General features: G+C 44.1%; 19 protein-coding genes. 5 read left to right on the top strand and 14 right to left on the bottom strand.

From position 1 onward, the window contains the following. The first annotated feature begins 3 nt into the window (after positions 1 to 3). Positions 4 to 3,078 carry an error-prone DNA polymerase gene (locus tag D8S93_RS03115; protein WP_152811908.1) on the top strand — a complete coding sequence of 1,025 codons (3,075 nt, stop codon included), beginning with the start codon at positions 4 to 6 and terminating at the stop codon, positions 3,076 to 3,078. Positions 3,079 to 3,153: 75 nt separating this feature from the next. Here D8S93_RS03115 and D8S93_RS03110 read toward each other — a convergent pair whose 3' ends face one another. Together D8S93_RS03110 and D8S93_RS03105 are read right to left on the bottom strand one after the other, a co-directional pair. Continuing rightward, positions 3,154 to 4,107: a chemotaxis protein CheV gene (locus D8S93_RS03110; RefSeq protein ID WP_152811906.1), complete on the bottom strand. Its 954-nt coding sequence runs from the start codon at positions 4,105 to 4,107 to the stop codon at positions 3,154 to 3,156. Positions 4,108 to 4,477: 370 nt separating this feature from the next. Further along, on the bottom strand, positions 4,478 to 5,695 hold the full coding sequence (locus D8S93_RS03105; RefSeq protein WP_005398213.1) for an ROK family protein: 1,218 nt from the start codon (positions 5,693 to 5,695) through the stop codon (positions 4,478 to 4,480). A gap of 412 nt (positions 5,696 to 6,107) precedes the next feature. Between D8S93_RS03105 and pyk the strand changes: the two genes are divergently transcribed. Continuing rightward, a complete protein-coding gene (pyk, locus tag D8S93_RS03100) occupies positions 6,108 to 7,550 on the top strand; it encodes a pyruvate kinase (protein ID WP_005398214.1) in 1,443 nt (480 codons plus the stop codon). A gap of 121 nt (positions 7,551 to 7,671) precedes the next feature. Here the strand turns inward: pyk and D8S93_RS03095 are convergent, their stop codons facing one another. Then, complete coding sequence (locus D8S93_RS03095) at positions 7,672 to 8,823, bottom strand: patatin family protein (RefSeq protein ID WP_005398215.1); 1,152 nt, start codon at positions 8,821 to 8,823, stop codon at positions 7,672 to 7,674. A 44-nt stretch (positions 8,824 to 8,867) separates the two neighbouring features. Continuing rightward, positions 8,868 to 8,960: a YnhF family membrane protein gene (locus tag D8S93_RS03090; RefSeq protein ID WP_152811904.1), complete on the bottom strand. Its 93-nt coding sequence runs from the start codon at positions 8,958 to 8,960 to the stop codon at positions 8,868 to 8,870. A gap of 127 nt (positions 8,961 to 9,087) precedes the next feature. Here D8S93_RS03090 and D8S93_RS03085 point away from each other — a divergent pair, with 127 nt between their 5' ends. The 3 genes from D8S93_RS03085 (at position 9,088) to D8S93_RS03075 (ending at position 11,807) form a co-directional block, all read left to right on the top strand. Further along, positions 9,088 to 9,678 carry an outer membrane beta-barrel protein gene (locus tag D8S93_RS03085; RefSeq protein ID WP_104974994.1) on the top strand — a complete coding sequence of 197 codons (591 nt, stop codon included), beginning with the start codon at positions 9,088 to 9,090 and terminating at the stop codon, positions 9,676 to 9,678. A gap of 570 nt (positions 9,679 to 10,248) precedes the next feature. Next, entirely contained in the window at positions 10,249 to 11,715 is a 1,467-nt protein-coding gene (locus D8S93_RS03080) for a sodium-dependent transporter (RefSeq protein ID WP_005398219.1), read from the top strand. Beyond that, positions 11,712 to 11,807, top strand: coding sequence for a MetS family NSS transporter small subunit (locus tag D8S93_RS03075; RefSeq protein ID WP_005372963.1), 96 nt, complete (start codon positions 11,712 to 11,714; stop codon positions 11,805 to 11,807). Before D8S93_RS03080 ends, D8S93_RS03075 begins: the two co-directional genes overlap by 4 nt. Positions 11,808 to 11,870: 63 nt before the next feature. On the opposite strand, the gene D8S93_RS03070 is transcribed toward D8S93_RS03075, so the two are convergent. The 10 genes from D8S93_RS03070 to fabG all read right to left on the bottom strand — a co-directional run bounded on the left by D8S93_RS03070 (position 11,871) and on the right by fabG (position 21,227). Further along, on the bottom strand, positions 11,871 to 12,272 hold the full coding sequence (locus D8S93_RS03070; RefSeq protein ID WP_005396996.1) for a hypothetical protein: 402 nt from the start codon (positions 12,270 to 12,272) through the stop codon (positions 11,871 to 11,873). Positions 12,273 to 12,481: 209 nt separating this feature from the next. Next, positions 12,482 to 13,912, bottom strand: coding sequence for a PTS glucose transporter subunit IIBC (ptsG, locus tag D8S93_RS03065; RefSeq protein ID WP_152811902.1), 1,431 nt, complete (start codon positions 13,910 to 13,912; stop codon positions 12,482 to 12,484). Positions 13,913 to 14,355: 443 nt separating this feature from the next. Then, positions 14,356 to 15,123: a TatD family hydrolase gene (locus D8S93_RS03060; RefSeq protein WP_152811900.1), complete on the bottom strand. Its 768-nt coding sequence runs from the start codon at positions 15,121 to 15,123 to the stop codon at positions 14,356 to 14,358. After that, a complete protein-coding gene (locus D8S93_RS03055; protein ID WP_152811897.1) occupies positions 15,114 to 16,076 on the bottom strand; it encodes a DNA polymerase III subunit delta' in 963 nt (320 codons plus the stop codon). Before D8S93_RS03055 ends, D8S93_RS03060 begins: the two co-directional genes overlap by 10 nt. 27 nt (positions 16,077 to 16,103) lie before the next feature. Then, a complete protein-coding gene (gene tmk, locus D8S93_RS03050) occupies positions 16,104 to 16,736 on the bottom strand; it encodes a dTMP kinase (RefSeq protein ID WP_031780597.1) in 633 nt (210 codons plus the stop codon). Continuing rightward, positions 16,733 to 17,749, bottom strand: a complete 1,017-nt coding sequence (mltG, locus tag D8S93_RS03045; RefSeq protein ID WP_319802951.1) for an endolytic transglycosylase MltG — start codon at positions 17,747 to 17,749, stop codon at positions 16,733 to 16,735. The genes tmk and mltG overlap by 4 nt, the downstream gene beginning before the upstream one ends. Beyond that, a complete protein-coding gene (gene pabC / locus D8S93_RS03040; RefSeq protein ID WP_152811895.1) occupies positions 17,746 to 18,561 on the bottom strand; it encodes an aminodeoxychorismate lyase in 816 nt (271 codons plus the stop codon). Before pabC ends, mltG begins: the two co-directional genes overlap by 4 nt. Before the next feature lie 107 nt (positions 18,562 to 18,668). Continuing rightward, positions 18,669 to 19,919 (bottom strand): beta-ketoacyl-ACP synthase II, encoded by a 1,251-nt coding sequence (gene fabF, locus D8S93_RS03035; protein WP_005396984.1) that lies wholly within the window; start codon positions 19,917 to 19,919, stop codon positions 18,669 to 18,671. Between the two features lie 93 nt (positions 19,920 to 20,012). Next, entirely contained in the window at positions 20,013 to 20,246 is a 234-nt protein-coding gene (gene acpP, locus D8S93_RS03030) for an acyl carrier protein (protein ID WP_004406112.1), read from the bottom strand. Positions 20,247 to 20,492: 246 nt separating this feature from the next. Then, the gene (gene fabG, locus D8S93_RS03025) at positions 20,493 to 21,227 is read right to left on the bottom strand and encodes a 3-oxoacyl-ACP reductase FabG (protein WP_031780596.1); all 735 of its coding nucleotides are present in this window, start codon (positions 21,225 to 21,227) and stop codon (positions 20,493 to 20,495) included. Positions 21,228 to 21,247: the final 20 nt, after the last annotated feature.

The raw sequence follows: 21,247 nt of genomic DNA, 5'->3' as shown, positions 1-21,247 counted from the left end.
ATTATGAGTTACGCGGAACTATTTTGTCAGTCTAACTTCTCTTTTTTGACTGGGGCTTCTCATGCAGAAGAACTGGTACTCCAAGCTGCTTTCTATCGCTATCAAGCTCTAGCTATAACGGATGAATGTTCGGTCGCGGGCGTTGTCAAAGCCCATGCGACCATCGAACAACATAAACTCGATATCAAACAAATCGTTGGAAGTATGTTTTGGTTAAATGATGAATGCCAAATCGTACTGCTTTGCCCTTGTCGCAAGGCTTATGCCGAGTTGTGTCGTATCATCACAAACGCAAGAAGACGAAGTGAAAAAGGCAACTATCAACTGTTCGAATGGGATTTGATGTCGATTCGACATTGCTTGGTATTGTGGCTGCCCACACATCAAGAGAGTGACCACTATTGGGGACGCTGGCTCAATCAACACCACGCTAATCGTTTGTGGGTAGCGATTCAGCGCCATTTGAGTAACAACGATACTGAGTACATTGCGCACTGCGAGCAGTTAGCACATGAATTTCAATTACCTATAACTGCCTGCGGAGGCGTTCTCATGCATGATGTTGAACGCTTGCCATTACAGCATGTACTTACTGCTATAAAGCATGGGTGTAGCGTCGATAACCTCGGTTTTGATCGTATTTCGAATACAGAGCGAGCGCTTCGTCCTTTTAAAAAGTTGATTCGGATTTACAAACCAGAATGGCTGGAAGAAAGTACTTACATCGCCGATTTATGCGAGTTTAAGCTCTCCGATTTAAAATACGAATATCCTACCGAGCTGATCCCAGATGGTTACACTCCCGACTCTTACTTACGTATGTTGGTCGAACGCGGTAAAAAGCTGCGTTTTCCTGAAGGCGTGCCAACAGAAGTCAATCAAACCATCGAGAATGAACTGGCGCTTATTCAAGAGCTGAAATACCACTACTACTTCCTTACTATTCACGACATCGTAATGTTCGCGAAACAGCAAGGCATTCTTTACCAAGGGCGAGGTTCCGCTGCAAACTCTGTGGTGTGTTATTGCCTGGAAATTACCGCCGTCGATCCTCGACAAATCGCTGTCTTATTCGAACGATTCATCAGTAAAGAACGTAAGGAACCGCCGGATATTGATGTGGACTTTGAACACGAGCGCCGTGAAGAAGTTATCCAATATATTTACAAAAAATATGGCCGTGAGCGTGCAGCACTTGCTGCAACAGTAATCAGCTATCGCTTTAAAAGTGCCGTGCGTGAAGTCGGTAAAGCACTAGGGATTGAAGAGACCCAATTAGATTTTTTCATTAAGAACGTTAATCGCCGAGATCGCAGCCAAGGCTGGCAAGCTCAAATTATTGAACTTGGCTTACAACCAGAATCTCTCAAAGGGCAGCAGTTTATCCAATTGGTCAACGAGATCACTGGCTTCCCACGCCATTTATCTCAGCACGTAGGTGGCTTTGTAATTTCATCTGGCCCTTTATATGAGTTGGTACCTGTAGAAAATGCCTCGATGGAAGATCGCACTATCATTCAATGGGACAAAGACGATTTAGAAAGCTTGAAGCTACTAAAAGTCGATGTGCTCGCACTCGGCATGTTAAACGCCATCAAAAAGTGCTTTCAGCTGGTCGAGAAACATCACCAGCGATCCCTCTCTATTTCCGAAATCACTCGCCGACAAGATGATCCACACGTGTACCGCATGATCCAAAAAGCCGACACGATAGGCGTATTCCAAATAGAGTCTCGTGCACAAATGAGCATGCTTCCTCGCCTAAAGCCTGCTTGTTATTACGACTTAGTGATTCAAATTGCAATTGTTCGTCCAGGCCCTATTCAGGGTGATATGGTGCATCCTTTTTTAAAACGACGAGATCACAAAGAGCCAGTCAGTTATCCATCGGAAGAAGTAAAAAGCGTTCTGGAGCGGACTATGGGCGTCCCTATTTTCCAAGAGCAAGTCATCAAGCTAGCCATGGTAGCCGCAGGGTTTAGCGGCGGCGAGGCCGATCAACTCCGTCGAGCGATGGCATCATGGAAAAAGAATGGCGATCTCGCTAAATTCAGACCAAAACTGATCAATGGTATGCAAGAGAGAGGTTATGACTTAGCGTTTGCTGAGCGCATTTTCGATCAGATTTGCGGCTTTGGTGAGTACGGCTTCCCTGAAAGTCATTCAGCGTCTTTCGCAGTGCTGGCATATTGTTCTGCATGGTTAAAATATTATTACCCAGCAGAATTTTACACTGCACTGTTGAACAGCCAACCAATGGGATTTTATAGCCCATCGCAATTAGTACAAGATGCTCGCCGACATGGAGTCGAAGTATTGCCGGTGTGCGTCAATCATTCAAAATATCAGCATCATCTCGTCTCACGCCCGAATGGCAGGCTCGGCGTGCAACTTGGTTTTCGCTTGGTGAAAGGCTTTAACGCAGAAAGTGCGCAAAGGCTTATTGAGCGCAAACCACTTAATGGTTACCGCTCGATTCAAGAAGTAAAGCAGATATTAAGAAGCCGAAGTGACATTGAATTATTGGCTTCAGCCAATGCATTTCAGATCCTATCGGGGAATCGTTATAACGCACGCTGGGCAGCAATGGATTCCTTATCTGACCTACCATTGTTTCACAAGGTCGAAGAACCCAGTGTTAGCTACCAAACTCAGCCCTCAGAATATGAAAATTTAATTGAGGATTACGCGAGCACGGGACTATCTCTTAGCCGCCACCCGATTAAATTATTAGAAGAAACGGGCAAACTCCCTCATTTTACCCGCATGAGGCAACTGGCAGAGAAACCGCATAGGTCATTGGTCACAGTGGTAGGCGTGGTAACGGGAAGACAATCTCCAGGCACCGCCGCTGGCGTGACATTTTTTACGTTAGAAGATGACACAGGCAACATTAATGTGGTCGTTTGGCAAGCGACAGCACGAGCCCAAAAGCAAGCGTATTTAGGCGCTAAAGTATTAATGGTGAAAGGCATTCTTGAAAGAGAGGGAGAAGTCACGCACGTTATTGCTGGCAAGTTGATTGATTGCACGCACTATTTGAATAATCTACAAAGTAAATCTCGCGACTTTCATTAGTACAGAGATATTAATAAGCGAGGCGTTAAAAAATCAGAGGGAGAGCTGCTCCCCCTCTGATTTCACTATATCTAATCATGCACTTTTAGAAAGCATCTGGCGTAATCGGTCTTGAGCAACTTCAACCAACAGATCTGGTTGGAATTTAGAGATAAAACGATCACAACCTACTTTTTGTACCATGGCTTCATTAAAGCTGCCGCTCAGAGAAGTGTTCAACGTAATAAACAACTTAGACATACGTGGATCTTGGCGCACTTCATGAGTCAGTTTATAACCGTCCATTTCAGGCATTTCAGCATCCGTAATCATCATCAACAGCTCTTTTTCTACGTCTTTCCCTTCATCACACCAGCGCTTTAAAACTGTTAGCGCTTCTAGTCCGTCACGACACTCGATGATATTCATACCCAATTGAGAAAGCGTATCGCGAACTTGATTACGAGCTGTAGATGAATCATCCACAATCAGAACATTACGCCCGACCATTGCTTGGGCAAGTTCTTGATCCAGAATGTCCGCTGAAATCGTGACGTCGTAATGCACGATCTCTGCTAAAACTTTTTCAACGTCAATAATTTCGACAATTTGAGAGGCATCCCCCTCTTTGATTTGCGTGATCGCCGTGAGGTAATTCGAGCGACCAGACGTGGAAGGAGGCGGCTGAATTTCAGTCCATGCCGTATTAATAATGTTTTTAACCGGACCGACTAAGAAGCCCTGCACCGTACGGTTGTACTCTGTCACGATCAAATTTTCTTCTTCCGCTTCACCACGCAAAGCTGGGAAACCTATTGCGCCACGCAAATCAATCACTGGCACCGCTTCACCTCGTAAAGAAGCGACCCCACGAATGTTGTAGTGTGAGCCATGAAGCTTGGTTAACGGTGGCAGCTTGATGACCTCTTTCACTTTGAACACATTAATCGCAAACAATTGGCGACTATTTAAAGTGAACAGCAGAAGCTCTAGTCGGTTTTCACCAACCAAGTTCGTACGCTGGTCAACCGTATTTAACACTCCGGACATACTACTACCTAAATTATGGATAATTCTTATTTTTACTCGAAATCAATACAGACACATCAACGTTCTAAACCCAAATAACCTTAAGATATTTGTTTTTCGAGCATGGCTTGAAAGTACAACGGTTTCAGCGCATTACTTCCCTTCTATTTGTATCAGACACAAAGTCACTCTAGACATTGAAAGCCACTTGGGTTTATTTACTTGAGCTTTTTAGGAAATTACATGAATGGCGCAGATATAGCAATGCAGCACAACTCAAATTCACCTTCTAATAATAGGCGATCAAAAAGGGTGAGCTGTTAAGCCTCACCCTAAATCATCTAAAAATGTATAGGCTCGACACCTAAGCACTTCATCATGTTTGAAGCAATTAGCCTTCCACAACCTTCATCAATAACTGACCATCATACAACGCTTGCTTGATCAACGCGGCACCAGGCATTGTGGCTTGCTTATAGAAACGAGATTCCACCAGCTCAAGATCTTGGTGATAAACCGGTAAACTCTGCTCTTCGATACAGCGACGCACCGCAGGATAAAGTACATCTTTTGCTTGGTTAATCACACCACCGATCAAGATCTTCTCAGGGTTAAATAAGTTGATCACAATAGCAATTGCGGAACCTAAGTAGCGTCCAAGCTTTTCAATCACATCAACTGCCAACGGATCACCGTTCGCTGCCGCTTCACAAATGCTCTCAATACTCATTTCTTCTTGTTCAGCAAGAATAGAGTCTTCGCCATCAGCAATTCGTCTTACGACTTCTTCACGAATGGCTTGAGAACTGGCAACGGTTTCCAAACAACCAATGTTGCCACAATGACAACGTTTTCCATTTGGATCGATTTGAATATGCCCAAGCTCACCAATGTTGCCGTGACGACCTTGCAAAACGCGCCCATCCAGAATGATGCCGGCACCTAAACCATGGTGAATAGAGATAAGGACGGAGTTGTCATTGTCTTGAGAATGGCCGAAAAGCTTTTCTGCTAATGCCCAAGCTCGCGTGTCATTGGCAATGAAAACTGGCAAGCCCGTTGCTTTGTATATCTCTGGTCCAAGAGCAAGATTTTCGACATTGTAATGAGGCATTTGCAGCACGACACCTTGCTCTGAATTCACAAGGCCAGGCAGCGTAATTGCAATACTGGTAACACGGTCAAGTTGATCCGCGTAAGTTTGGAAGAATTCATCAATTTCGTAGAGCAGACGCTCAAGCACATCGTCTTGGTCACGTTCGTGTATCTCGATTTTAGTATCGATCAACACATCGCCACCTAGCTCATGCAGAGCAATAGTTAAATAACCTCGCCCCAAACGCATTGACAGAAATTGCCACCCTTCGTTGTTGACCTGCAAACCGACGGCAGGTCGACCACGACTCGTCGCTTCTTGTACTGTGGTTTCATGAATCAAGTGCGCTTCAATTAATTCTCGAGTGATTTTGGTGATACTGGCAGGAGCAAGCTCACTCTGCTTGGACAAATCAATTCGAGAAATAGGACCTTTTAGGTCAATTAGTTTATATACACGACCAGCATTGACCTGTTTGATATGATCAATATGGCCCGGTTGAGCCATGTACATCTTGCACTCCGAAATTCTATAACGAGACAATTTTTTTACTTTGCGAACTAATTGTGAAGTGAATTAATAAATCCCCGTGACAAGCATCACGTATAAACCTGTTTGTTTGTGTATTCAATCAAATAACGAAGAATCTACTCCTGTTAAATTGTTTGAAAAATAACTTATTTTTATTCACTAAATTATGAAGCAACTCCTGTTACAGCAGCGCATTCTCTCCAATAGAGGCTGAAGCCTATGGAATATCTGTCTGTTTTACCGGGATTACTCTTAATGTAAACATTCTGTGCATATACTTATACTCAAGCAGCTTTAAGGTGTGGGCTCAGCAACGAGGCAGACCTTGAGAGCGATTGAGGAAAGTAAGGATAGAGTTCAAGTTACCTTTACACATACATTCATCGGAGAATCTATGACTTCCAAACTAAGACGAACAAAAATAGTCACCACGCTTGGTCCTTCAACGGATAAGGACAATGTACTTGAGGAGATCATCAAAGCCGGTGCAAACGTTGTCCGTATGAATTTCTCACATGGAACCAGTGAAGACCACATTCAACGCGCCAAAAAAGTCCGTACTATTGCGGCAAAACTTGGGCGTCAGGTCGCAATTCTTGGTGACTTGCAAGGCCCTAAAATCCGCGTATCGACCTTTAAAGACGGCCAAGTCATGTTAAATGTGGGCGATAAATTCACATTAGACAGTGATTTACCAAAAGGTGAAGGCAACCAAGAGTCCGTAGGGCTAGATTATAAAGAACTGCCGCAAGATGTGTCACCAAACGACATTCTGTTACTCGATGATGGACGCGTTCAACTGCAAGTCACCAGCGTCGAAGGCAATAAAGTGCATACCCGTGTGATTGTTGGTGGCCCACTATCTAATAATAAAGGTATCAACAAAAAAGGCGGCGGACTGTCAGCCGATGCGCTCACAGAGAAAGATAAAGCCGACATTCTTACCGCCGCAGAAATTCAAGTGGACTACCTTGCTATTTCGTTCCCACGTAACGGCGAAGACATGCATTACGCTCGACGCCTAGCCAGAGATGCAGGCCTCGAAGCCATGTTGGTGGCTAAAGTCGAACGAGCAGAAACCGTCGCGACTAATGAGTCTATTGACGATATTATTCTCGCATCCGATGTGGTGATGGTTGCACGTGGCGATCTGGGTGTAGAAATCGGCGATCCTGAACTTATTGGCGTCCAGAAAAAACTGATTCGCCGCGCACGCAGCTTAAACCGTATCGTGATTACTGCGACACAAATGATGGAGTCCATGATTACTAGCCCGATGCCAACGCGTGCCGAAGTAATGGATGTGGCCAATGCGGTTCTTGACGGCACTGACGCGGTGATGCTGTCTGGAGAGACCGCAGCAGGTAAATACCCCGTAGAAACGGTCAAATCCATGGCCGAGGTATGTGTGGGCGCAGAAAAGATGTCTGAGGCAAGCCTATCCACTTATCGTTTAGATCGCACCTTCGAAACCGCTGAAGAAACCATCGCAATGGCAACCATGTACTCTGCGAATCACATGGAAGGAATTAAAGCGATGATCTCGTTAACAGAATCTGGCAGAACAGCGTTGATGATGTCTCGCTTAAGCTCTGGCTTACCAATATTTGCCTTATCACGTAATGAATCCACGCTCAATCGAGCTGCACTATACCGAGGCGTGACACCGGTATATTTCGAGTCAAAAAGTGATGCAGGTTTACCGACAGCTCAAGCTGCGATTGCCAGCCTTAAAGAACAAGGGTTCTTGCACAAGGGTGATTTAGTCATGATCACTCAAGGCGATGTAATGGATGTCGTTGGTTCAACCAACTGCATGAGAATTCTGCAAGCATAACCTTTATACCTAACCCTATTAACCACAGAGATTAGGTACGCACACGAATGAGGCTCCGAAAACGGAGCCTCATTTATTTACACTTCACTTTGTATTTAGCTTATGTCGTTAATACAAAAGGTTATGCACTCTCTCTGCCATCAATTTCAATATTCAGTTGGTCATAGAGTTGAACCAGATTAAACCCCGCCTGAAGTCCGAGTTGATAATCATGCTCTAGTGATTCTTGGTCACTTAACAAAGAAGAAGAACGAAGCCCCTCTTTAGGCGCGATTTGTAAAATGAAAGTATCGTCAGGTGGAGCAGATATAAAGGCCTGAGTGAGCTCAAATGTTTGATAGTGAATCATCAGCATGTCGGCTAAACCTGAGTCAAAATTCTCACCGATTAAATGGCTTAAACGATACAAATTATCAGCACCGAACAACCAACGGCCTCCATTCAATAGCATTTTTCCGGCAAGCTTCGATTGATGGGCGGCATTAATTTTTTGTTGGAAGAACGAAGCCCAATCCAACTTCCATCGATTCACTTTTTGCTGCCATGATTGCTGCACCGAATTAATAGACTCTCGATACCACTCGACAGGCACATCCCCTACTTCACTTTGCGCTCTCGCTTCAATCTCCGAGAACGGTTCTGTTCGGATGACAATAATGTTGCGAGCATTCTGACGCCACGCTTCTTGAACAGGGATAGAAGCCGACACACCACCATCAACAAACTTATTGCCATTAACGTCGACAGGTCCGTGGTACAACTTAGGAATCGCGCATGTTGCTAACATGGTGTTAAACCACGTGTCACCCAAGATTGGTAAATATTGATCCGATAGCGTCTCTACATTTGTTACCGCTGCAAACGCACCTCGTCCTCCTAGTGCACTGCGGCCTAAATCAAGATCAAGCTTGTAAGGGAAATCTTGAATCCGCTCTAACGCCCACTCTAAACCCAAGTACTGCTGTTTTCGAATATAACGAAACAGATTAAAAAACTCAGGAGACGTTGTCAGTTCGGTAATAAAAGCTTTGCCCATACCGTGTTGACGACATAAGTAAGAGCATAAATTGAGTGCCCCAGCAGAGGTACCGTAGAATTCATCGAAAGGATCAAAGTTGGAAAGTAAAAATGCGTCTAATACGCCAGCGGTAAAAATCCCTCTCTGCCCTCCACCTTGCGTGACTAAAGCAGTTTTTCCATGCCTGAAATGCTCATAAACTTTGACATCAAGCTCAGTGTGGCTTTCTGTGATTATACCGCTGTTACGTATCATAGGCTCACGCCATTTTGTTAAAACGTTTGGTAAAAGTAGTTATCTTAAGCCGTTGTAATCGCAATGATACCAAACGACAAAAGTACTGAAAAAACAGTCACCACGATGATTAATGCGGATTTTAGATCGTGTTCCATAAACACCTCCTTAATATGTAACAAATTAATAACACCAGTGTGAAATATGTTCAAGATTTGCTTAATTTAGTCGCGCAATTTTGACTAACCCATCACAATTAGCTTAGTCATAATAAGGAGATAGGACATGAACCAAAAACTCAGCTGGCTGGTAGGAAGCATACTGCTCAGCACCGCGGTAAGTGCACAAGCCAATATTATCGTTACTCCATTCATAGGCTATACAGGTGGCGGTCAAGTAGAAGACGAAGGTGGCAATACATACGACCTCGATCCCGCAGTGAACTACGCAATTTCAATCGAGACGCCTTTTGAGAAAGGAAGAATTGGATTATTTTACTCCAACCAATCAACAGAACTTGAAAAGTTATCAAATTCGGCAGATATCCATTACCTGCAATTTCAAAGCAGCATGTACTACCCTGTTGCAGAAAACTGGCAAACCTATATTGGTGTTGGCTTGGGAGCCTCTTACGCAGATGTTGATTGGGTAGACAAAAAATACGGATTTTCGGCTAGCGCTTTTGCAGGGCTGGAATATGAGTTTTCAAAGAACTTTGCGTTGACAGCCCAATTGAGATGGTTGGGAACGGTCGTTGATAACGATACCTCTGGAGCCTGCACCCTACCTAATGACGGCTCAAACTGCATCATTAAGTTCGATACCGATTGGATGAATCAATTCCAATCAAATATTGGTTTTAGTTTCCGTTTCTAATTTTTTGTACACTTCACTTCGTAGGGCTCTCCGCAAAGAGTGCTGGGCGAGTCCTACACAAAGCAGATAGAAAATATCATCTAAAAATCATCGCTTAGAAAAGTAACGAAGCATTCTCTAGCGGGGTGCGCAAAAGATAGCCGTACGCCCTAGTTCATCAAAATAGTTTTAAACACCAAGTCGATTATTGGATTCTAGTCATTTGTTCCATACAACCAACCAATCCCCCACACAAAACCATAATCAAACTCAAATTTAACAAGATTAAAACCAGACAACGCACCTGAGTTAACATTTAGATTCTATTGCGCTAAGTATTATTAGAAGTTAGTCTGATTAGTGAAAACAGATAAATATTTCAGTTTTATCAAACACACATCAAAACTTTAAGATTAATAATCTACTTTCTCTCACAGTAACCAGAATATAGCTCTAGAAAATTATAATAAGCTAGAATTAAGGATAGAAAAGCTGATGGATAATAGCGGTCCTTTCTTCCAACGGTTTGCGCAAATATTACTGTGTTACGGAGAGAGCTTCATTCCTCAGGGAGTCGTATAGGAGTCAAATATGAAGCGAGAACAATGGGGATCCCGAGCGGGATTCATCTTAGCAGCAGTCGGGTCTGCTATCGGTTTGGGAAACATTTGGCGTTTTCCATACATGGCCTATGAAAACGGTGGCGGCGCATTTTTTATTCCTTACATTTTCGCCATGATCACGGCCGGTATTCCATTTATGATCCTTGAGTTCAGTATGGGACAAAAGTACCGAGGCTCAGCACCAAAAACGCTAGCGAAAATTCATTCTAAATTTGAATGGCTTGGCTGGTTCCAAGTTGGTGTTGCAGCAGTTATCGCCGTTTACTATGTTGCAGTTATCGGTTGGTCAATTTCTTACTTTGGGTTGTCGTTCACTCAAGGTTGGGGAACCGATACAAACGCATTTTTCTTTAGTGAGTACCTAAAGTTAGGTGATAACTCACCAACAGACTTAGGCAGTATTCAATGGAAGATAGCCTTATCTATGGTGATTGCTTGGGCCATTACTTATACCGCCATTGCCAAAGGCGTGAAATCAGGGATTGAGCGCGCATCTAAAATCATGATGCCAATACTATTCTTGATGGTGATTTTTTTAATCGGACGTATGGTTTTCTTGCCAGGAGCTTTGGATGGCGTTAACTACATGTTTGAACCCGATTTCAGCAAAATTTGGGATGTGAAAGTATGGGCAGCTGCGTACGGTCAGATCTTCTTTACCCTAAGCATCGGCTTCGCGATCATGCTGGCTTACTCTAGTTATCTGCCAGAAAAATCAGACATCACGAATAACGCGTTTATGACCGTGTTGATCAACTGTGGCTTCTCCATCCTAGCTGGTATTATGATCTTCTCTGTCTTGGGTTACATGGCTCAAGAACAAGGTAAACCGCTAACAGAAGTGGTATCTGCAGGCGTTGGCCTTGCTTTTGTTACTTTACCTGCGGCAATTAACTTATTACCCGCACCATATATTCTTGGTCCTCTGTTCTTCTTTGCACTGGTGGTTGCTGGTCTAAGTTCGCACATTTCTATCATGGAAGCCGTAACATCCGCCATCATCGATAAGCTAAAGTGGAGCCGAAAAAAAGCTGCAAACGTTGTAATTGGAACTGGTTTTGTGGTTTCTATGGCGTTCGCAACAAATGGCGGTCTATTGCTGCTAGACCTAGTAGACCACTTCGCAAACAACGTTGGCATTATGGTAGGCGGCTTGGTTGAGATTGTATTGATGGCGTGGCTATTGAAACGCGTGCCTGAAGTACGTAATTACGTAAATGAGCGCTCTGATTTCTCTATTGGTCAATGGTTTGAGATCTGTTTACGCTTCGTAACACCGATTATGCTCGCCATTATCTTGGCGACTAAGCTTTATGCTTTATTTACTGAAGGCTACGGTGGTTATGATCTAACTGTAGGCTGGGCACTTATCGCCGCACTATTTATCTTTGGTCTAGTGATTAACGCAGTGAATCGCAAGGAGACAGCGAAATGACAATCAGCGCAATTATTATGATGGTTATTGGTTTAGGTATCACTTGGGGCGGCGCGGCCGTTTGTATCAAGCGAGCCATGGATAAACAATAGCAGTATTGCATTCCAAACAAAAAACGCCGGTAAATACCGGCGTTTTTTTATGTTTCTTTTATTCTAGAAACTGTATTTGATGCCAACGGCACCACCAAGTTGTAAGTCAGCACCTTTGTAAAGATCTAGCTCTGGGTGTATTTGACCATAAAGATCCCAGCCGCGTGATAAATCCCAGTTCACACCGAGAGGCACACGCACGCCAAACTCATCATCCCACTCATACCAACCACCAACGCCAACATACCAGGTCACAGGCATGTTTTGATCGAATGTTCCACGTTTAGCGATGTAATCAAACGCCATACCATCGTTACCGATAATGCCGCGATACTTATTATCTAACTCAACAACAACACTCAACTGTTGATCGACAGCCATACCAACAGACAAGTTCGTTGGCTCATTTGCCGCCATTGCGGTACTAGAAACTAGTCCTGCTAATAAAATTAATTTGCTCTTCATACACGTTATCAATTATTAAAAAAACATCATGCGTTATTCAAACATAGTGGTGTTTCAATATGTCAACAATGAGTAAGCGCGATGTATGAAAAGACTGGCAAAAGTAAAGATGAGTTTAGGATCACACTCAGAAAGCACTTTAGCAATGGGAGAGGAACTAAAAAAGGAGGCCGAAGCCTCCTTTTATTCATTGTTATGAATGACGGTGATTAGCCGTGGTTACGGATCCACTCATCCATTTCAGTTTTTAGGTTGTCAGACTTAGTACCGAAGATAGCCTGAACACCACCTGCAACAACTACAACACCAGCAGCGCCAAGTTGTTTCAGTTTTTCTTGGTCAACAGCTGCTGTATCTGCAACCGCTACACGTAGGCGAGTGATACATGCGTCTAGACCAGTAATGTTAGCTTTACCACCGAACGCTGCAACCAGTTCACCACCCATGTCAGAGCCAGAAGTTGCTGCCGCACTTTCTGTTTCATCTTCACGACCAGGAGTTTTTAGGTCAAGTGCTGTGATTACGCCACGGAACACTACGTAGTAAATCACTGCGTATACTAGACCAACAGCAATCATTAGACCCATCTTCTGAGCGTTACCAGATAGAACTAGGAAGTCGATCAGACCATGAGAGAAAGAAGTACCGTGTACAAAGCCTAGAGTGTTAGAAACAATGTATGCAGAACCAGCTAGTAGAGCGTGGATACCGTATAGTAGTGGAGCAACGAATAGGAATGAGAATTCGATAGGCTCAGTAATACCAGTTAGGAATGAAGTCAGTGCAGCTGACGCCATGATACCCATTACTTTTGCGCGGTTTTCTGGTTTAGCACAGTGAGCAATTGCGATTGCTGCAGCTGGTAGACCAAACATCTTGAACATGTAACCACCCGCTAGCTGACCGAAGCCATTACCAGCAGCACGAGATGCTTCATCAGCAACTAGGTAACAAGTTAGTACGCCGTTTTGAGCTTCACCAGCAGCGTTAACACAAGAACCAGCTTCGAAGAAGAACGGTACGTTCCATACGTGGTGTAGGCCGAATGGGATTAGAGAACGCTCTACAACACCGTAGATACCGAATGCTAGTTGTGGGTTTTGGTGCGCAGCCCAATCAGAGAATGCAGAGATTGCACCGCCAATTGGTGGCCAAATTACAGAAAGGATAACACCAAGGATGATCGCTGCAAAACCAGTGATGATAGGCACTGCACGCTTACCAGCGAAGAAGCCAAGATACTCTGGAAGTTGAATTTTGAAGAAACGGTTGAATGCCCAAGCAGCCACACCACCGACAAGGATACCACCTAGTACACCTGTATCGATTTTCTCAACACCCATAACACCCGCCATTACACCTAGCGTTGCCGTCATGATGCCGTAACCAACGATTGCTGCAAGACCAGCAACACCGTCGTTATTAGTGAAGCCTAGAGCTACACCTACTGCAAATAGAAGTGCCATTTGGCCGAATACTGAACCACCAGCTTGTTCCATAAGATTAGAAACGATCTCTGGAATAAAGCTTAGATGGGCAGCACCCACACCTAATAAAATACCTGCAACTGGTAAAACTGATACTGGAAGCATCAGCGCCTTACCAACTTTTTGCAGGTTAGCAAAAAGGTTCTTAAACATGTTTATGCTCCTGATAAATTTATAAGTATTATTTGGGCACTAACGGCACACCCCCGTAGCCTAAAGGTTAGCACCCAATGAAAATGTAACCACAACTGCATTATATTTTCCGGCTCTAAATATATATTGATGACCCTCAAACTTTCCACACAGTTACGAAATTTAGTTTCAAAACAAGTCTTGGATCACACCCAAAAACAGCTGATGAAAAGGTTTGCATTGCAGTTATATTGCTGTTTTATAAAGAGTTTATTATTTATATAATTAATTTTAAGGCGTAAATAAAATACGCCCAATGTTATTTTTAGTAACAAAATTACATTTGTGATTTTTGAATGTTATTAAATCAACATTTTTAGTAAACATTAAACTCATGAGTATATCTGTTGTTTTTATCAACAAAAAAGGAGCATACGCTCCTTTTTTATGCTCTTATTGATTTTTCATCGCAAAAAAAGATTTCGGAAATTTTCGGTGGTTTTTTGTGCCACTTCAGAAAGAGAGCACGATTTGAGTTGCGCAATATAAGAAGCCACCTCGACAACATAAGCAGGTTGATTCTCTTTACCTCGGTGAGGGACTGGAGCCAAGTAAGGAGAATCTGTCTCAATGAGAAGCTTCTCTAGAGGTAGAGTCTTCACCACTTCTTTCAACTCTGTAGCTTGACGGAAAGTGACAATCCCCGAGATAGAAATATAAAACCCCAGCTCAAGTGCAGCTTCAGCAAATGGAAGATCTTCTGTAAAACAGTGGATAACACCACCACATTTCTCCGCCCCACCCTTACGCAAAATATCTAGAGTATCCGCACGTGCGTTTCTAGTATGGATAATTAAAGGTTTGTTAAGCTCCACCGCAAGATCAACGTGTTGCTCAAAACGCTCTTTCTGTAACGCTGCCGTTTCTGGCTTATAATGATAATCCAAGCCTGTTTCACCAATGGCAACGACTTTTTCATTCGATGCGTGGTGACGTAGCACGTCCATCGAAAAGTCGCTTTCAACATCAAGTGGGTGTACACCGCACGAAGCATAAACATTCTCATAAGGCTCAATCATTTCCATCATTTTAGGGAAAGAATCCTGCGTAACTCCCACAGAAAGCAGCTCGGTTACCTTTGCTTGTTTAGCTTTGTTAATAACGTCTTCCACATTGATGTGGAGATCGTCGTAATTCAATTTGTCTAAATGACAATGAGAATCTACGAACATAATACCTCTCGTGATTCAATTAACCAGTTCATTGATAGTAGCTCAAGGTTTAGACCAGGAAAGGCTTGCACCTGAGCTTTGAGGTCCATCAGCGCCTTCGCTGATGAGTACAAACCGTTGTAGTTGTTCGGCTGAAACTTTATAGCGCCAGGAAGCATTTGTGCTTCTGATACACCAAACTGCGCTTTCTGAGCGTCTGTCAGTAAATACCACGCCCAGTCTAGTGATTGCTCCGAGTGTTTAGCCATTAAAGAAGCACACTCAGAAATGTCTGAGGCAGGAGAAGACATCGCCTTAATAAAAGTGCGCTCAAAAGCCAAGTAAGCATCGAGATCGCCATTATTTAACGCATCCAATGTTTTTATCGGAGAGCCCATATTCAGTTTTAAGGCGTAAGCAGGAACTTGCTGCGCCCCTTGTTCGCGCATCCATTGCATCGCTTGTTCCGTTGACGGCGGCGCAACAACCCAGTGTTGGCAACGGCTACGAATCGTTGGAAGCAGGCGCTCCTGATTGTGGGTAACGAGCAAAAACAAGCACTTTGCCCCAGGCTCTTCTAGCGTTTTTAACAATGCATTCGATGCCGATTCATTCATAGAGTCCGCTGGCTCTATAACAAATAGGCGATAACCATTAAGCTGTGATGATTCCTGAGCAAGACGGTTGCAAGCTCGAACTTGGTCCACCGTTATCGCTTTTCCTTCTTTTTCTGGTTTGATCCAGTGTAAATCAGGGTGGTTGTGTGATTGATTTAATTGACAGCTATGACAAAAACCGCACGCTTCACTGGCGTAATTTTGGCAAAGAAGTGCTTGGCTAAAAAACTCGATAAGTTTTTCGATGCCTAAGCCTTGCTCGCTTTGCAATAAAAGCGCACCTGGTACTCTGTCCGACTCTAGCCCTACTTTGAGGTTATCCCATACTGGCTGCAACCATGGATAATCATTTAACATGAGTCACCTAAATTTAAGTTTCACTTATTATTGACGAGCTAACCACTCGTTAAGAGCGTCCCGAATATCACGCGACACGTCTTCGATCGCCTGCTCAGCGTTAATGATAATGATAGAAGGATCAGCATGAGCAATCTCCAAATAACGCTCTCGTGTACGTTCAAAGAAGCTGATATCCATCTTCTCGATACGATCGAGCTCACCACGCCCACGCGCACGCTCAAGCCCAACGCGAGGGTCGATATCCATATAGAGAGTGAAAGCAGGTTTAAAATCACCAAGCGTTGTGTCTCGAAGGTTTTTCATTAGCGACGCGTCAATCTGACGGCCACCACCTTGATAAGCCTGCGACGACATATCGTGGCGGTCACCCACCACCCACTGACCGTTCGCCAAAGCTGGTTTGATCACGTTCTCAACCAACTGGACACGTGCAGCATATAGAAGAAGCAACTCCGTCATGTCTTTAAGTTCTTCGCCTTCATGCTCTTCTTTCACCAGAGCGCGCATCTTTTCTGCTAGCGGCGTGCCTCCTGGCTCACGAGTATTTACGATATTTTCAATACCTGCCGCTTTTAGCGTATCTAAAACGGTTTTAATCGCAGTGCTTTTACCCGCGCCTTCTAGGCCTTCAACGACAATAAAGTTTGCTTTCATCATTTGTTCTTTCTTAGTTCTCTTAAATAGGCTCGAACAGCACGATTGTGCTCTGCAAGGGATTTCGAAAATACGTGTCCGCCCTTTCCACTTGCTACGAAATATAAATAGTTGCTGCTTTCTGGATTCAAAGCCGCTTCAATAGAGGCTTCACCTGCCATCGCGATTGGGGTTGGAGGTAAGCCATTGATGGTATAGGTGTTATATGGTGTCGGCGTGCGCAAATCTTTCTTACGAATATTTCCGTCGTAAGCATCACCCATACCATAAATAACCGTCGGATCCGTTTGTAAACGCATGCGTTTGTTCAATCGGTTGATAAACACAGAAGCGACGCGCTCACGCTCAGAGTCAATGGCCGTCTCTTTCTCGATGATAGACGCCAGAATCAAGGCTTCATATTTGTCTTGCAATGGCAGCTTTTCTTGACGAGCTTCCCAGTTAGCATCCAGAATCTTATTGAGTTTTCGATGCGCTCGTTTTAATAACTGGCTTTCACTTGCACCCGCCGTGTAATGGTAGGTTTCTGCTAAAAACAGTCCTTCCAGCTTTTCTCGCTCAATACCCAACTTTGCTGCCATGTCTTTTTCTGAGAGATCGGTTAAGTCATGCTCTAAATAAGGAGCACTTTTCAATTGCTCTACCCACTCAGAAAAGCGGCTGCCTTCAACAAAAGTGATCGCAAACTGGTATTCTTTTCCGGTATTCAGGTGCTCCAATGCTTGCGAAAGCGACATACCAGGCTCTAGTTGATAAGTACCCGCTCGCACTTGCAACAGGTCTGGATATAAGTGAGGTATTAAACGGATGTACTCCGATGTTTCAATTACCTCATCTTCAACTAAGGCGCGCATGACATGATGAAAGCTTGTACCACTTTCTACAGTAAACAGCTGAGGTTGTTCCAATAGAATAGGCCTTTCAACGTATTGTTTAGCCTGTGAAATTATATAAAAAACAGCTGCTGCGCCTATCACTGCGATCAGCACAACAAAAGCCAACAGTTTTTTAATCACGTAGTTAAATTCCCTTGCAGTCGTTGAGTCAATTTTCCTATCGGAAATATAGTCTTAGAGTTAGATGCCACTATGCTGCGAATTGGTGCGACACCTAATATTGAGTTACACATGAAAGCCTCGTCTGCGCTCAGCAAATCTGGAAGTATAAAACGCCCCTCGATGACTTCAATATGACTTACTTTTAGTAACTCAAGCACCTTACGACGCATTACGCCCGCAACGCCAGATAAGGTCAGCTCCGGTGTAAATGCTTTATTACCTTTAACCCAAAAAAGGTTGGCCATTGTAGTTTCAATGACATGTTTTTGCACATTTAACGTTACTGCATCTGCAAACTCGGTATCGTCGATTTCAGCCTTGGCGAGAATCTGCTCTAAACGGTTGTTGTGCTTGTGTCCAGCAAGTAAAGGTTGAATCCCGAGACGAGTCTCACAAACGCCCAAATCCACACCTTTTTCTTGCCAAGAAGAGTAATGAGAAGGGAACGCAAAATTGGAGATAGTCACGATAGGGCCTTCAATCCCATTAGGACTATACCCTCGCCCACCAATACCACGGCTAACGTGAATTTTCACCCCAGCTTGTGCGTCAGATAAAGCCGCTTTGCTTGCCCAATCACGCACAACTTGCCAGTCAGGGGAAGAGATCTTCAATACGTCAAGGCAGGACTTCATACGCTCAATGTGTTCTTGCCAGTAAACCAACTCTCCGTTTTGGGTCAGGATGGTGGTAAAACCTCCATCACCGTATTGGAATGAGCGATCACCCAGTTCTACATGCGTTTGTGGAACTCCATTTACCCAAAACATTCGCGTACCTTCAAATTAGCAGACAACAAATAAAACAAAACGGCTCAATGCTAAGCATCGAGCCGTTAGAATACAAGTTTCGCTTATCTAAATAAGGTTAGATAGTGTTACTCAGCGAACTTTTTGAAGATCAAAGAACCGTTTGTACCACCAAAGCCAAACGAGTTACAGATAGCGTATTCCATACCTTCAACTTTGCGCGCAGTGTGCGGCACAAGGTCGATGTCTAGACCTTCTTCTGGATCATCAAGGTTAATCGTTGGTGGAACGATTTGGTCAACCAAAGACATAACCGTGATAATTGCTTCAACAGAGCCTGCTGCACCTAATAGGTGACCAGTCATAGACTTAGTTGATGATACAAGTACTTGCTTCGCACCTTCTTCACCAAGAGCACGTTTCACGCCCTTGATTTCTGCAACGTCGCCAGCAGGAGTAGATGTACCGTGAGCATTCACATAACCTACTTGGGTGCCTGTGATGTTCGCGTCACGCATTGCCGCTTCCATCGCAAGTGCACCACCAGAGCCATCTTCGCTTGGAGAAGTCATGTGGTAAGCATCACCAGACATACCAAAACCAACCAGTTCTGCATAAATCTTCGCGCCACGTGCTTTCGCGTGTTCGTACTCTTCAAGCACCATCATGCCAGCACCATCGCCTAGAACGAAGCCATCACGGCCTTTATCCCATGGACGAGACGCTTTTTGAGGTTCGTCATTACGAGTAGATAGCGCTTTAGCTGCACCGAAGCCAGCCATGCCAAGAGGCGTAGACGCTTTTTCTGCGCCACCAGCAACCATCGCATCTGCATCGCCGTACGCAATCATTCGTGCAGCATGACCGATGTTATGTAGGCCAGTAGTACATGCTGTAGAAATCGCGATATTTGGACCACGAAGACCACGCATGATAGATAGGTTACCTGCAACCATATTTACGATGGTCGAAGGAACAAAAAATGGGCTAACTTTGCGAGGGCCTTTTTCTACTAATGCAGTGTGACCTGTTTCAATCAGATCTAGACCGCCAATGCCTGAGCCGATAGCAACACCAACTCGAGCCGCATTTTCTTCGGTAATTTGTAAGCCAGAGTTATCAAGAGCTTGAATACCCGCTGCAATGCCGTACTGGATGAAAAGATCCATCTTACGAGCATCTTTTTTAGACATGTACTCTGTGCAATCGAAATCTTTAACAAGACCTGCAAAACGAGTTGAGAAGTTCGTAGCATCAAAGTGCTCGATATTCACGATACCACTTTGACCTTCTAGCAGGGCTTTCCAAGATGATTCTACTGTGTTGCCTACCGGTGACAACATACCCATGCCAGTGACAACTACACGACGCTTGGACACGATATAATTCTCCGGGAATTGAATATTTCTATGAGAGGATAGAAGAAGTTAGAAAGAACACAGGCGGTCTAGGAGACCGCCTGGGAGAGCTAATTACTGAGCGCTGTTTACGTAGTCGATTGCAGCTTGAACAGTAGTGATCTTCTCAGCTTCTTCGTCAGGAATCTCAGTGTCGAATTCCTCTTCTAGAGCCATAACTAGTTCTACAGTGTCTAGAGAATCAGCACCTAGATCGTCAACGAAAGAAGCTTCGTTTTTAACTTCTGCTTCGTCTACACCTAGCTGTTCAACAATGATTTTCTTTACGCGTTCTTCGATGTTGCTCATTTTTCTTTTCCTTTACAGATTTCGCCTAATGCGATGATTCCGTAGTTTATTCGAACTATTGAAAGTTGCAAGGGGGTCCTTGCTGGTCAAACCACAAAATTAGCGAATTTAACCGAATTTCAATACATTTTTGACTTAAATCATGCACAAATCTTGCGCATAAGCATGACAAGTTCATGACAGTTAACTGCAACTATAGGCTATTTTTCACAATGTAAAATAGCTTATTTTGCACAAACTGTCTCATTAAACCATGTACATGCCACCATTTACATGCAAAGTTTCACCAGTAATGTACGCTGCTTCAGGAGAAGCAAGGAAAACTACTGCTGATGCAATTTCACGTGGGTCACCTAAACGACCAGCTGGCACGTTCGACAACGTTGCCGCACGTTGCTCATCATTTAGTGCCTTCGTCATGTCAGTTTCGATGAAACCAGGGGCAACAGTGTTCACTGTTACACCACGAGACGCAACTTCACGAGCCATTGATTTAGTAAAACCAATCACGCCCGCTTTCGCTGCTGCGTAGTTAGTTTGACCTGCGTTACCCATGGTACCAACAACAGAGCCTACGTTGATGATACGACCCGCACGTTTTTTCATCATGCCGCGTAAAACCGCTTTAGACATGCGGTAGATAGGCGTTAGGTTGGTATCGATGATGTCGTTCCACTCATCATCTTTCATACGCATCAATAGGTTATCACGAGTAATACCAGCGTTATTCACCAGAATATCGATCACACCAAATTCTTCGTTGATCGTTTTTAGTGTCGCTTCGATAGACTCGACATCAGTCACGTTAAGAGCTAGGCCTTTACCGTTATCACCAAGATACTCGCTGATAGCTGCAGCGCCACTTTCAGAAGTAGCCGTACCGATAACCGTCGCACCGCGCTCTACAAGAAGTTCCGCGATCGCGCGGCCAATACCACGGCTTGCACCGGTAACTAGCGCGATCTTACCTTCTAGATTCATCATGTTGTGTTTCCTTTTCT

Origin of the sequence: Vibrio sp. VGrn 2 (genome assembly GCF_009361695.1) — a bacterium.
GTDB lineage: Bacteria > Pseudomonadota > Gammaproteobacteria > Enterobacterales > Vibrionaceae > Vibrio > Vibrio diabolicus.
The sequence above is the reverse complement of the archived record's forward strand: the minus strand, read 5'-3'. Positions and strand labels throughout refer to the sequence as shown.

Excerpts from the sequence above, each read along its gene's own strand:
- D8S93_RS03115 (WP_152811908.1), top strand. The coding sequence starts at position 4 with ATGAGTTACGCGGAACTATTTTGTCAGTCTAACTTCTCTTTTTTGACT.
- D8S93_RS03110 (WP_152811906.1), bottom strand. The coding sequence starts at position 4,107 with ATGTCCGGAGTGTTAAATACGGTTGACCAGCGTACGAACTTGGTTGGT.
- D8S93_RS03105 (WP_005398213.1), bottom strand. The coding sequence starts at position 5,695 with ATGTACATGGCTCAACCGGGCCATATTGATCATATCAAACAGGTCAAT.
- pyk (WP_005398214.1), top strand. The coding sequence starts at position 6,108 with ATGACTTCCAAACTAAGACGAACAAAAATAGTCACCACGCTTGGTCCT.
- D8S93_RS03095 (WP_005398215.1), bottom strand. The coding sequence starts at position 8,823 with ATGATACGTAACAGCGGTATAATCACAGAAAGCCACACTGAGCTTGAT.
- D8S93_RS03090 (WP_152811904.1), bottom strand. The coding sequence starts at position 8,960 with ATGGAACACGATCTAAAATCCGCATTAATCATCGTGGTGACTGTTTTT.
- D8S93_RS03085 (WP_104974994.1), top strand. The coding sequence starts at position 9,088 with ATGAACCAAAAACTCAGCTGGCTGGTAGGAAGCATACTGCTCAGCACC.
- D8S93_RS03080 (WP_005398219.1), top strand. The coding sequence starts at position 10,249 with ATGAAGCGAGAACAATGGGGATCCCGAGCGGGATTCATCTTAGCAGCA.
- D8S93_RS03075 (WP_005372963.1), top strand. The coding sequence starts at position 11,712 with ATGACAATCAGCGCAATTATTATGATGGTTATTGGTTTAGGTATCACT.
- D8S93_RS03070 (WP_005396996.1), bottom strand. The coding sequence starts at position 12,272 with ATGAAGAGCAAATTAATTTTATTAGCAGGACTAGTTTCTAGTACCGCA.
- ptsG (WP_152811902.1), bottom strand. The coding sequence starts at position 13,912 with ATGTTTAAGAACCTTTTTGCTAACCTGCAAAAAGTTGGTAAGGCGCTG.
- D8S93_RS03060 (WP_152811900.1), bottom strand. The coding sequence starts at position 15,123 with ATGTTCGTAGATTCTCATTGTCATTTAGACAAATTGAATTACGACGAT.
- D8S93_RS03055 (WP_152811897.1), bottom strand. The coding sequence starts at position 16,076 with ATGTTAAATGATTATCCATGGTTGCAGCCAGTATGGGATAACCTCAAA.
- tmk (WP_031780597.1), bottom strand. The coding sequence starts at position 16,736 with ATGATGAAAGCAAACTTTATTGTCGTTGAAGGCCTAGAAGGCGCGGGT.
- pabC (WP_152811895.1), bottom strand. The coding sequence starts at position 18,561 with ATGTTTTGGGTAAATGGAGTTCCACAAACGCATGTAGAACTGGGTGAT.
- acpP (WP_004406112.1), bottom strand. The coding sequence starts at position 20,246 with ATGAGCAACATCGAAGAACGCGTAAAGAAAATCATTGTTGAACAGCTA.
- fabG (WP_031780596.1), bottom strand. The coding sequence starts at position 21,227 with ATGAATCTAGAAGGTAAGATCGCGCTAGTTACCGGTGCAAGCCGTGGT.